10 protein-coding genes are annotated in these 12,764 nt (G+C 61.0%); 5 read left to right on the top strand and 5 right to left on the bottom strand.

What is annotated here, in order from left to right; genetic code table 11:
* Positions 1–89 precede the first annotated feature (89 nt).
* The 5 genes from IPK17_RS36630 to IPK17_RS36610 all read left to right on the top strand — a co-directional run bounded on the left by IPK17_RS36630 (position 90) and on the right by IPK17_RS36610 (position 6,372).
* Positions 90–1,583: an ABC transporter substrate-binding protein gene (locus IPK17_RS36630; protein ID WP_502749873.1), complete on the top strand. Its 1,494-nt coding sequence runs from the start codon at positions 90–92 to the stop codon at positions 1,581–1,583.
* An 85-nt stretch (positions 1,584–1,668) separates the two neighbouring features.
* Positions 1,669–2,823 (top strand): carbohydrate ABC transporter permease, encoded by a 1,155-nt coding sequence (locus IPK17_RS36625; protein WP_343422694.1) that lies wholly within the window; start codon positions 1,669–1,671, stop codon positions 2,821–2,823.
* Positions 2,823–3,854 (top strand): carbohydrate ABC transporter permease, encoded by a 1,032-nt coding sequence (locus IPK17_RS36620; RefSeq protein WP_343422693.1) that lies wholly within the window; start codon positions 2,823–2,825, stop codon positions 3,852–3,854. The genes IPK17_RS36625 and IPK17_RS36620 overlap by 1 nt, the downstream gene beginning before the upstream one ends.
* Before the next feature lie 13 nt (positions 3,855–3,867).
* Entirely contained in the window at positions 3,868–4,890 is a 1,023-nt protein-coding gene (locus IPK17_RS36615; protein WP_343422692.1) for a zinc-binding alcohol dehydrogenase family protein, read from the top strand.
* A gap of 48 nt (positions 4,891–4,938) precedes the next feature.
* Complete coding sequence (locus IPK17_RS36610; protein ID WP_343422691.1) at positions 4,939–6,372, top strand: tagaturonate reductase; 1,434 nt, start codon at positions 4,939–4,941, stop codon at positions 6,370–6,372.
* 299 nt (positions 6,373–6,671) lie between these two features.
* On the opposite strand, the gene IPK17_RS36605 is transcribed toward IPK17_RS36610, so the two are convergent.
* From IPK17_RS36605 to IPK17_RS36585, 5 genes are all read right to left on the bottom strand, one after another.
* Entirely contained in the window at positions 6,672–7,760 is a 1,089-nt protein-coding gene (locus IPK17_RS36605; RefSeq protein WP_343422690.1) for an ABC transporter ATP-binding protein, read from the bottom strand.
* Positions 7,753–8,760, bottom strand: a complete 1,008-nt coding sequence (locus tag IPK17_RS36600) for an ABC transporter ATP-binding protein (protein WP_343422689.1) — start codon at positions 8,758–8,760, stop codon at positions 7,753–7,755. The genes IPK17_RS36605 and IPK17_RS36600 overlap by 8 nt, the downstream gene beginning before the upstream one ends.
* 13 nt (positions 8,761–8,773) lie before the next feature.
* Entirely contained in the window at positions 8,774–9,625 is an 852-nt protein-coding gene (locus tag IPK17_RS36595; RefSeq protein WP_343422688.1) for an ABC transporter permease, read from the bottom strand.
* Positions 9,626–9,638: 13 nt separating this feature from the next.
* Positions 9,639–10,646, bottom strand: coding sequence for an ABC transporter permease (locus IPK17_RS36590; protein ID WP_343422687.1), 1,008 nt, complete (start codon positions 10,644–10,646; stop codon positions 9,639–9,641).
* Positions 10,647–10,771: 125 nt separating this feature from the next.
* Positions 10,772–12,721 (bottom strand): ABC transporter substrate-binding protein, encoded by a 1,950-nt coding sequence (locus IPK17_RS36585; RefSeq protein ID WP_343422686.1) that lies wholly within the window; start codon positions 12,719–12,721, stop codon positions 10,772–10,774.
* Positions 12,722–12,764 lie beyond the last annotated feature (43 nt).

The following is a 12,764-nucleotide window of genomic DNA, read 5'->3' as shown; positions in this document are numbered from 1 at the left end:
GATAAAAAGAACGGTGCTACTTTCAAAAATATCGTGCATGATGCATTATTTCCACCATATCTGTTTAATCAGTTGTGCAAAGGCCAACGATGAAAAATTTGCGTTCATCTTTTGCTCTGGCGAGCTTGCTCGTCGTCATGCTGACTCTGTTGAGTTCGGTTTCCGCTCAGGATCAACCGTATGCCGGTGTCACCGTCCGTGTGCTCAGCTTCACTGGCCCGCAGGTCACCGAACCGCTGCTGCGCCGTGGGCCAGACTTTGAAGCGCTCACCGGGGCGCGCATCGAAGTGACGACCGTGCCGTTCGCCGACCTGTATCAGGCCATCCTCACCGATCAAGCCACGGGCACCAACAGCTATGATGCGTTTGTGCTCGCGCCGCAGTGGCTGGCCGACTACGTCACACCCGGCTACTTCGCCGACCTGACCGAGCGCGTCGGCAGTGACGCGGATATCGCGTGGGATGATATTTCGCCCTTCTTCCGCAATTTCATCTCCACCTACAACAGCAGTGTTTACATGATCCCGCTCGACGGTGATCTGCATCTGGTCTACTACCGCACGGACGTGTTCACCAACGCGGGCATCGAACCGCCGAAGACGTGGGAAGAGTATCTGACAGTGGCCGCCGCGCTGCATGGTCAGGACATGAACGGCGATGGCGAAGCGGATTATGGCTCGTGCATTCCCAAGCGCCGCGCGGGTCAGGGCTTCTGGTGGGTGCTTGATGTGGCGGGTGGCTACCTGCAAAGTCAGGGCACGGGCCAGGGTGCGTTCTTCGACACCGAAACGCTGGAACCGCTGGTCAATAACGCGGGCTTCATCCGCGCGCTCGAAATCTACAATGAGACCACCCAATACGGCCCGCCCGACGAGCTCAATCTGGAGCTGAACGACACGCGGTCGCTGTTCCTGACGGGGCGCTGCGCTCTGACGCTCGACTGGGGCGACATCGGCGCGCTCTCGATTGACCCGACGATCTCGACGGTGGCGGGCACGGTCGGCACGCTGCTGATGCCGGGCGCGACCGAAGTGCTGGACCGGGCGACGGGCGCGCTCGTCCCGTGCGATGCCGCGACCTGCCCCTATGCCATCGACGGCGTGAACCACGCGCCGCTGGCGGCCTTCGGCGGCTGGGGCGGCGCGGTGAGCGCAGCGGCTGCGCCGGAAGTTCAAGATGCGGCTTATGCCTTCTTCTCGTACCTGACCCAACCCGCGCAGTCCAACGTCGATGTGACGCTCGGGCGCTCCGGATACAACCCGTACCGCCTGTCGCAGACCGCCGACTTGCAGCCGTGGGTCGAAGCGGGCTTCACCGAAGAGGGCGCGGCGAATTATCTCGGTGCGATTGAGGACTCGCTCAATAACCCGAACATGATTCTCGATCTCAGCATCCCGCAGACGCAGCGCTACCAGCAGGTCGTGCTCGACACGGTCGTCAGCCAATTCCTCGCGGGCGAGTTCACGGCGGAACAGGCCGCGCAGGAAATTTACAACCAGTGGCAGGAGATCACCGACGAGGTAGGCCGCGACAGCCAACTGGCCGCGTACCGCGCCTCGCTCGGCATCAGCCGGACAGAGTGAGGCTGTAGATCGCAGGGCAGTCTATTCCCGACTGCCCTGCTTCTCTTGGCGCGTCCCTCTGTCGGTCTTACTCTGGATGTTGGCTATGGAAACGCTCGAACATGGCGTCGTGCTCACGGGCGCAGCGGCGCAAACAACTTCCCGGCGCGCGCCGGGGATCCGCGCCGATCAGACGGCGAAATATGTGTTTTTAATGCCGACGGTGGTGTTCATTCTGCTGCTGTCGATCTTCCCGCTCGTGTCGTCGCTGCTGCTCTCGCTCTCGCGGGTGAACTTTGTCCGCGGCGGGCTGGATATTCAGTTTGTGGGCTTCGCCAATTACGCCAAGCTGTTGTTTGGCAGCGGCCAGCGCCACTTCATCGGCGCACTGCAAACGCCGACGTTCGCCGGGTGGGTCGGTTGGCTGCTGATCAGCGGGCTGATGCTGTTCTGGTTCCTCCGCTACGTCCAGAGCCGCGAACGGCGCATCATCGGGGCGGGGTTGCGCCTGCTGGCGCTGGGGCTGACGGTCGGCCTGAGCTGGATTGTCGTCGCCACGTTAGGCGAGGGCGGCGTGCCGGGGACACTCGTCGTCACCCTGATCTTTGTGTTCGTCGGCGTGTCTTTTCAGTACATCATCGGCTTGGGGTTGGCACTGCTGCTGGTGCAGGATCTCCCCGGTAGGCGTTTTTTCCGGGTGATCTTCTTGCTGCCCATGACGATCACGCCCGTCGGCATCGGCTTTCTGTTTCGCATGCTGACCGATACCTCGGTCGGGCCGTTCGCGCCCGTGTGGGTGGCGCTCGGGCTCAAAGATTTCTCGTGGGCGGAAACGGGCGGCGGCGCGCGCATCGCTGTGCTGATCGGTGATATCTGGCAGTGGATTCCGTTCATGTTCATCGTGCTGCTGGCCGCGCTGGAAGGGGTCGCGCAGGACCAGGTCGAAGCGGCGCGCGTCGACGGGGCGAATCGCCTGCAAATGTTTCGGCATATCGTGCTGCCGCAGATCGCGCCCGTGAGCCTCACGGTGATCCTCATCCGCTTGATCGAAGCCTTCAAGATCATCGACATGCCGCGCCTGCTGACGGGCGGTGGCCCCGGCACGGCGACCGAATCGATGGCGCTGCACGCCTACAACGAATGGCGCTCACCGAATCTGGGCGGCTCGGCGGCGCTGAGTTATCTGCTGCTGTTCGTCGTGACCTTTGTCGCCACGCTGTTCGTCAACACGGTTCGTCAGAAAATTGTGGAGCGTCTCTAATGCGGTTCTCGGCGCGCGCGGCTAATCCGTTTCGCCTGTCACTGGGCGTGAAACTGCTCTCCTACGCAGTTCTGCTCATCTGGACGTTTGTTGTGCTGTTCCCGTTATACTGGCTGTTTGTCACGTCCTTCAAACTGCCCATTGATGTGAGCGCAGGACCCACCTACCTCCCCACAGTCGATTTCCAGCCGTCGCTGCATGCCTGGCAGGAAATGCTCGGCTCGACCGACAGCGCGAATATCTTCTGGCGCCCGTACGCGACCACTATCAGCGTGGGCTTGACAAGTTCGGTCGTCGCGCTGATCATCGGCGCGGGGGCTGCTTACGCGCTGACGCGCTTCGAGTATCGTCCCAAACCGGCGCTGATCGTCACGTTCATCCTGTGCGGCGTGCTGGCCGCGGTGCTGATCGGCCTTCAGGTGCCGTGGTTGTTCGCTGTTAGCGTCGGCGTGGTGCTCTACTTCCTGCTGGCGCAGGGGATTGGGCGGCGCTTCAAAGGGACGATGGGTAACAGCGATATCGCCTTCTGGCTGATTTCGCAGCGCATTCTGCCGCCGGTCACCGTGATCATCCCGATCTATATCCTGTTTCAGCAGTTCGGCCTGCTCGATACGCCACAAGCGCTCATAATCGCGTATTGTGCCGCCAACCTGCCCATCGTGATCTGGTTTCTGCGCGACTATTTCCAGTCGATCCCCGTGGAGTTGGAAGAAAGCGCGTTCATCGACGGAGCGAGCCGCTTTCGTGCCTTTCATCGCATTATCCTGCCGCTGGCAGTGCCGGGGCTCGTGGCTACCTTCCTGATCGTGCTGGTTTTTTCGTGGAACGAATATACGATGGCGCTGTTCCTTTCGGGGTCGCGAACGCAGACGATGCCGCTGCTCGTCTCCGCGCAAAATGCCACCCGCGGCCCACAGTGGTGGAATATCTCGGTACTCGTGCTGTTGATGGTGAGCCCGCTGGTCCTGATGGCGGTGCTGCTGGAGCGTTATATTGCTAAAGGTTTATTGGTCGGCGCGGTCAAAGGTTGAGAAAAGGCGCAACATGAAAACCATCGTACTGGAACGCCCCGGCGCGTTTGCGCTGCACGACGCCCCGGAGCCAACCCTTCTCCAGCCGGACGAAGCGTTAGTGCGTGTACATCGCGTGGGCATTTGCGGCACGGATCTGCATGCTTATGAAGGGACGCAGCCGTTCTTCTCGTATCCGCGCGTGCTCGGTCACGAACTGGCGGTCGAAGTGCTGGCGCTCGGGCACGGCGCCGATCATGGCGACCGCGCCATTGGGGATATCTGCGCGATCAATCCGTATCTCGAATGCGGGCAATGCAGCGCATGTCGGCGCGGTCGCCCGAATGCGTGCCTGCGGCTGCAGGTGCTCGGCGTGCATCGCGATGGCGGCATGGCCGAATATCTGACCGTTCCCAGTCGCAAACTGCACCGCGCGGCGGATCTGCCCTTGGAGGCGGTCGCTTTGGTCGAGATGTTCAGCGTGGGCGCGCATGCCGTGCGGCGCGCCGGGATTGATGCGGGCAGCCCTGTATTGGTGATCGGCGCGGGGCCGATTGGCTTGGCGACCATGCAGTTCGCGCGGCTGCGCGGCGCGCAGGTGATCGCGATGGATGTCAACCTCACCCGTCTCACCTTCTGTCGGGAACGGTTAGGCATCGCTCACACCATCGACGCGCTGGATGAGCCTGAAGACCGCTTGCGCGCCACCCTCGACGGCGATCTGCCGCTCATCGTGGTCGACGCCACCGGCAACGCGCGTTCCATGATCAACGCGTTTCGCTATGTGGCGCACGGCGGCAAGCTCGTCTACGTGGGCATCAGCAAAGAAGATATCACGTTCAGCGATCCGCACTTTCACAGCCGCGAAATGACGCTGTTCGCGTCACGGAATGCGATGGATGAGGACTTCGCGTGGGTGATCGACGCGCTGACGCGGGGTACGGTCAAGCTCGACGGCTGGATCACGCATCGCGCGACACCGGAGGAGTTGATCGCCAACTTCGGCTCCTGGCTCAAGCCTGAGTCGGCGGTGCTCAAGGCCATGCTCACTCTTTGATCGCTGACGCTGGAGTCGTTATCCTCACTCGAAAACAGGAGCAGACTCGTGCCGCCTCTCAATCGCCAGACCGCCCAAACTCCCGCGCCTGCGCCCGAACGCATCGTGCAGTTTGGCGGCGGCAACTTTCTGCGCGGTTTCGCCGATTGGATCGTCGAGCAGTTGAACCAGCAGACGGACTTTGCCAGCAGTATCGTGATCGTCAAGCCGACGCCCCATGGCTCGTATGCTGCGCTGGACGCTCAGGAGGGGTTATTCCACGTCCGGCTGACGGGTGGCGCGGCGGATAACCCGGTCACGCAGACGGCGCTCGTCACCTGTGTCCGCCGGACGGTGAATCCCTATACGGATTACGCCGCCTATCTGAGCCTCGCGCGTCAGCCGGGGCTGCGCTTTATTGTCTCCAACACCACGGAAAGCGGCATCGTCTACGATCCCGCTGTGCGTTTGGCCGACCAGCCGTCGGAGTCGTTTCCGGCGAAGCTGGCCGCGTTTCTGTACGAACGCTACCAGCATTTCGGCGGCGACCGGGCATCCGGTTGCATCGTGCTGCCCTGCGAATTGATCGAGCGGAACGGCGAACAGCTCAAGGCGCTGATCGTCAAGTATGCTGACCTGTGGCAACTGGAACCGGGCTTTACGGGCTGGTTGGATCACAGCTGCCTGTTCTGCAATACGCTCGTGGATCGCATCGTGTCCGGCTTTCCCCCGGGCGACAGCGCGGCCACCTTCGCGGCGCTCGGCTATACGGATCAGCTGCTGGTCGAAGGGGAGGTGTATCATAGTTGGATCATCGAAGCGCCCGTGTGGTTGGAGCGTGAACTGCCGTTCCACCTGACCGATCTCAACGTCAAAATCGTCGACGATGTGCGCCCCTACCACGCGCTCAAAGTGCGCATCCTCAACGGCGCACATACGTCGCTGGCGCTGCTCGGCCTGCTGCTCGGCCTCGAAACGGTGCGCGAGGCGGTCGAACATCCGCTGCTGGGGCCGTTCATCCGGGATCTCGTGTTCGCGGACATCGTGCCGACGTTGACCCTCCCCGAAGCGCCGCAGTTCGCGGAAGCGGTGCTGGCGCGCTTTCGGAACCCTTTCCTCCATCATCGCTTAGCCAATATCGCGCAGAATTCGCTGTCCAAATTCCGGACGCGCCTGCTGCCGTCACTGTCTGCCGCCGCGCTGCGCGGCGAATCGCCAGAACGCTTGGCACTGGTCTTCGCGGCGCTGATCCGGTTTTATGGGGGCGCTTGGCCGGGCGGAGCACTGCCGGTCAACGATGATCCGGCGCGTGTGGCGTGGCTGAGTCAGGTGTGGGCGTCGGGTGTGTCAGCGCGTGACCTTACAGCGCAGGTGCTGGCGCATCAAGACCTGTGGGGTGCCGACCTGACGACCATTCCCCAACTGGTCGACAAGGTGAGCGCGCAGCTCGTGCGGATGGACACACAGCCCCTCGATCAACTGGTGCGCGAACACGGGCACTGAGGTGTGGTTTGCGGGGAAAATTGGTGATAATACTCAACCTCACCCCTCCGCAAGCCGCCTCTCCGGGGGCAGCCCACCCCCCTTTTCTTTTTTGCCCCTCGCCCGGGGGTTGACGGGCGCCCGTCCTACAATTAAGAACCTACCCCTGTTAGCGTCCCTTCCCGGGGGGAGGGGGGCGGGAGAGGGAGTTCTTTAACGTCAGTTGTGGAAAGCCAGTGTCCCCCCCCCCCCCCCGGGGGCCCCGCCCGGGGGGGGGGGGGGCCCCGCCCCCCCCCCCCCCCCCCCCCCCCCCCCCCGCCTTAGGTGGGGCCCCCCCCCCCCCCCCCGGGGGCCCCCTCTCCCGGAGAGGGGGCTAGGGGTGAGGTAGTGTTCCAATTGCGCCGGGGGGGCGCCCTGGCTTCCGTCGACTTCGCGGGGACGGGGACCGCATCTTTATGATCGTCGTACAGATGGCACTGCACCAGCACATCGTCAATTTTGACTTCGGCGGGCACCACACTCTTGCAGATGTTCATCACATCGGGGCAGCGGCCAGCAAAGCGGCACCCCTGGCGCAGATACTCTTCCTGTTCCAGTTCCGCCAGCGTGACCGAGGTCGTCCAGCGCTGTTTGGGATCGGCCTGCGGGATCGAGTCGCGCAGCAGCTTGGAGTACGGATGCCGCGGCTGCATCAACACCTTATCCACTGTGCCCATTTCGACGATGCGTCCGCGGAACATGATGGCGATGCGGTCGCTGACGTAATAGGCGGTCGCGAGGTCGTGCGTGATGTACAGAATGCTCACGCCTAATTCATCGCGGAGCTGCTTGAACAGGTTGACAATCGACATGCGCAGCGAGGCATCGACCATCGACACCGGCTCATCCGCGATGATCAGCTTGGGGTCGGTGACGAGCGCGCGGGCGATGGAAATACGCTGGAGCTGCCCGCCGGAGAATTCATTCGGGTATTTCCCGGCGATATCGTGGTACGTCAAGCCGACCAAGCGCAGCTTCTGGTCGATGCGGGCCACGGCTTCCTCTTTGGATTTCGCCAGGCGGAAGTTCTGCACCGTTTCGTGAAAATACGACTCGACGCGCCGCAGGGGATTGAACGTGCTGAACGGGTCTTGGAAAATCGCCTGTACACCTTCGGTGATCCACGTCTTTTCGTTGCGCACCTGCGCCTTGCCGTTATGGCGAATCTCGCCGGATGTCGCTTCTTCAAAGCCGAGCACCAACTTCGCCGTGGTGGTTTTACCGCAGCCGCTTTCGCCCGCCAACGTGAAGACTTCGGCTGGCTTGATATAGAAGTTGATTTCGTCAACCGCGGTGAAGACGCTGCGGTCGAGTACGTTGCCTTGGGAATAGCGTTTGGTGAGGTTCACAACCTCCAGCAGATTAGCCATGTTGTTGTTCTCCAACTAACCAGCAGGCCGCTTTGTGGTCAGCATCCAATTGCGTGAAGTCCGGCATCTGCTGGCGGCAAATATCTTTGACATGTGGGCAGCGCGGATGGAACGGGCAGCCTTTCGGCAGGTCAGCCAGCGACGGGGGACTGCCGGGCACACTGTCGCGCACGCTTTTGTCGCCAAACTTCGGCAGGGAATTGATCAGGAAGCGCGTATAGGGATGCGCCGGTTCGGCAAAGATTTGCTCGGTCGTCCCCTCTTCCACGATCTTGCCCGCGTACATGATGCCAATGCGATCCGAGACGTTGGCATGCACGCCCATATCATGGGTGACCAGAATGATCGTGTTCTTCAGCGCCTTCTGAATATCGGTCAGCATCTGGATGACGCCGCGCTGTACCACCACATCCAGCGCCGTGGTCGGCTCATCGCCGATCATCACGCGCGGGTTCAGCGCTGAGGCCAGCGCAATGGTCACGCGCTGGCGCATGCCGCCGGAGAGCTGGTGCGGATACACATCCAGCACGTTTTTGGGCAAACCGAGCTCGACGACGCGCTGATACGTCAGTTCATAGATCTCTTGCCGATTTTTCACCGTGACATGGCTGCCGATAAAATCCTCAAACGTCCCGCGGATGCGCTGCACCGGGTTGAATACGCTCATCGACCCCTGCGGAATATACGAGATGAACTCCATGCGCAGCCTGCGCTTCTCTTCCGCGCTCATCCCGGTGACATCGACTTCCGTTGAATTGATGCGGTAGTAGATTTTGCCGTCTATCAGGCGCAGCGGCGGCACAATGTCGTTGAACAGCGTCTTCAGCAGCGTCGTTTTACCGCAGCCGCTTTCGCCCGCAATCCCGTAGATTTCGTTCTCGCGGATTTGCAGGTTGATCTCATTGACGGCCTTGACGACCTTCTGCACCCCTTGCATTTCCAGCACATAGAACGCCTGCAGATCTTGCGTGCGAAGGATGGTCTGTTTCGTTGCGGTCATGTCTACCATCCGATTAGGCTCCTACGCGTTGAATGCGCGTGCGCGGGTCGAGGTATTCGCTCACGCTCACCGACATCCAGTACAAAGCGATGAAGACGAACAGGGACAGGAGGACGGGCGTCAGCACCCACCACCAGCGCCCCAACAGAATCGACTGGTAGTGCAGCGCCCAGTTCAACATCGTCCCCAGCGTGGGGATATTGAGATTGACGAGCCCGAGGATGGCCAGAAACATTTCGATGCCAATCGCCCACGACATATTATTGATCAGGGTCGAGAAGACCAGCGGCATGGTGAAAGGCATGTATTCTTTCAGAACCAGTTTGATCGTCCCCGTGCCGGAGAGCACCGCCGTCTTGGTGAACTCGCGTTCGCGCAGACTCAACACCATCGAACGGATCAGGCGCGCGTCCCACGCCCACCCGAAACCCGCCAGCATCAGCCCCAGCGTCACCAGCGTCATGTTTTGCCGCACCATCATCGCCAGCATGACGAAGATGAGGACGAGCGGGATGACCAGCAGACTGTCGCCGACGAACATGAGCACCCGGTCGAGCGTACCGCCCTTATACCCGGCGACCATGCCGATCAGAATGGCGATGGTGCGGGACAGCAGACCGGAGATGAGGGAAACCACCAGCGAGTTACGCACGGCAAAGGTCGCCTGCCAGAAGATGTCCTGCCCGTTCGAATCGGTGCCCAGCAGATACGTGGCCGACGGCGGTAAGTCGCGCGGGACGACATACCACAGGGTCGGGTCGTAGGGCGAGAACAGCGATAATACCGCCAGGGACAGGATGACCACCAGCACGATAAAGCTGAGCGTAAACCGAAAGTCTTTGAATAGATCTCTGAGAAGTCTCATTGAAGTAGTTTCCCTACACGTACCGAATCCGGGGGTCAAGCAAGGGATAGGTCAGGTCGACCAACAGGATAGCGGTCGTGATGCCGACAATGGATAGAACGGTGATGCCCATGATCAGGTTGTAGTCGCCATTGAGGATGGCGCGATACAGCAGCATACCGATTCCGGGGTAGCCAAACACAATCTCGGTGATGAGCGCGCCGCTGAAGATCTGCCCGAACGACAGCGCCAGCCCCGTGATCTGCGGCAGCATCGCATTGCGGATGATGTACTTGCTCACGATGCGGTCTTCGGTCACGCCGCCCAGCTTGGCATACTGGACGAAGCTTTCGGAATTCACGTTCTGCACGAGTAGCTTCATCGTCTGGAAGACGACCACGCCACCCAGCACCACCAACGAGGCCGCAGGCAGGGCTGAATGCCAGAGCACATCCTTGATGAAATCCCAACTGAATTCTGGCAGCGCCCCGAGCGATGAACCGCCCGTGATCGGGAACCAGCGGACGAGATACGAGAAGATCAGCAGCAGGCTGAACGCGAAGATGTAGTAGGGGAGCGGACGTATGACCATCGCGAGGGCATCCAGCGAGCGTGACCAGCGTCGACGCGTGTAGTACCCGGCGATCCCGCCGATGACATTGCCAAAGATAAACGTGATCGCGGTGGTGGAAAGCAGCAAGCCCAGCGTCCACGGCAGCGCGTTGCCGATGATTTGGTTAACCGGGGTCGGGAACTGGAAGAACGAGACGCCGAAGTCGCCGCGGACGAGTCGTCCCCACATATCCCCATACTGGTCAAGCCACGAACCTTCCAAACCGTACATGCGGGTCAGGTCTTCGATGATGCCATCCATCGCGCCCGGTTCCAGCGTTGAACCACGCGCCCGCATCTGATCAATCATGCGGATGACAGGGTCGTTGGGGGTAAGTCGGGGGATGAAAAATACCACCGTGATACCCAACCAGATGACTAAAAAGTATGAAATCAGACGGGGAAGGAGATAACGTTTCACAAAATTCATGGTCTTACCCTCAACACTCTATACCCTCCTAAGTAGCAACCGCCTGCGACCTGAAAGCACCTGCTCTGGACGGGAACCCCGCCCAGAGCAGGTTTTCAAAGCAGTTGCAGTAAAGCGCAGCGAGCTTAGGCTTGACCCGCCGGACGCAGGAACGGCGTCACGTACTTGAAGTTCGGCCAGTGCGAATACGGCACGGCGTAGGGATTCTCGCTGCCGGGCCAGTTGGTCCAGTAGCTCTCATCCCAACCGATGAAGCCGATATAGCCGTAGGTGGGAACGCTCGGCATTTGGCGGACGACTTCCTTGAGACCTTCGATACCAATCGCCACCACCTGTTCGGTGTTGAACGGATCGGTTTCGCGCAGACGGCGGATGATGTCGTCCATTTCGGGGGTCGACCAGCGCGAGTGATACGAGCTCTGCGCGCGTTCGCCCACGGGCTTGATGTAGGCCGAATTCCAGTCGTCGAGCACGCGGTAGAGGTCCGGACCCGCGCCCCAGGGCTCACGGCCCGGCCACACGGTTTCCACATCGAAGTCGCCAACGGAGCCGAGGTCGGCGCCGTTTTCCGTGTTGAACACGGTCGCATCGATGCCGAACTTGCGCCACTGCTGCACGGCCGCGACGGCGTTCCGCGCATCGTGGTTCGACAGGACGGTGCCGGTCATGTAGGAAATGCGCCACGGTGTACCGTCGGGCAGCAGCCACATGTTGTCCGCGCCGCGCGAGAAGCCATTGTTCACCAGCAGGCGTTCCGCGATATCGGGCGCGTACTTGTACCAGCCATACCCGAAGGTCTTGATGATGAATTCATCGTCTTCGGGGAAGACATAGCCACGGCTGCGGGCATAGTCGGCCACGCGCCGCGCTGCTTCGGGATCATACGGCGCGAAGGTTTCGCCATTGCCGATGTCGATCGTGAATTCGGTCAGCCATTCCTGCATCGGCCCGATGTAGAGTTCCGGATACGGCCCGAGATGCGGGATGTGCACCGGGCTCAGCGTGCCCGAGGAGTCGACGGCGATGCTGGTGTATTCGACGATTTCAATCGCCAGCGTCAGCGCCCAGCGGACATCGCGATTATCAAACGGCGCGCGCGCGGTGTTGAAGACGATGCCCGTGATGGCCGGGTCGTTGTTGACCACGAACGGGAAGGTCGGCTGGTAGGCACGCGAGGTTTCGGCCTGCGCCAACAGCGCCTTGAGACCGTCGGCGGAGAGTTCGACGATATCGAGCTGATGGGTCAACTGAGCGAGGATCTGCGCGCCTTCATCGGCGAAGTATTGATAGATGATGTAACGGGGCTGGGGTTCGCCGTACATGATGCCGGTCGGGCTCTTGTCCCAGTCTTCACGCTTTTCCCAGGCCGTCCAACTGCCCTGCGGATCAAAGCTGTGCAGCTTGTAGGGGCCGCAGCCGACGTAGGGATTGAACGTGAACAGCGTCGGGTCTTCCTGCGTTTCGAAGATGTGCTTGGGGAAAATGCGCGTGCAGCCCCAGCGATCCAGGAACGTGGTGTGGAAGCGCGAGTTGGCCTGCTTCAGCACGAATTCGACGGTGAGGTCATCAACTGCGGTCACGCTCTCGACGTTGTCGACGAAGAACGTGTGGGCATTGAAGCCCTCGAACGCCATCAGGGTTTCGACCGTGTAGACCACGTCAGCGGCGGTGAACGGCGTGCCGTCCGACCAGGCCACGCCTTCGCGCAGCGGAATGGTGAGGGTCGTGAAGTCGGCGTTATAGACCGGGTCGCCCGCGGCCACACCGTTGATGATTTCGCCGGTGGCAAAGTCGACCGACCAGAGCGGTTCGTCGGCCAGATTCTGAATGCCGCGATCCTGCCACTTCCAGCCCACCCATTGGTTGAAGTTGTCGGGGGTGCCCACGCGCCCGGTCAGAATGCGGGCGATCAGGGTTTCTTCGCGCGGGAACGTGCCGATCTGGGCGGCAAAGGCTGCATCAGTCTTGAGCAGCGATTCAGAGATGGGAATTAAGCCAGTGGATCCGACTAAGAAAGCCCCAGTGCCAACACTGAGAGTCTTGAGAAATTCGCGGCGGCTGAGTTCACCTGCCATTTTGTCCTCCAATTATTCGAGAAGGTCACATAACGAACTAACT

The sequence above is a fragment of the Candidatus Flexifilum breve genome, from assembly GCF_016713355.1.
The sequence above is the reverse complement of the archived record's forward strand: the minus strand, read 5'-3'. Positions and strand labels throughout refer to the sequence as shown.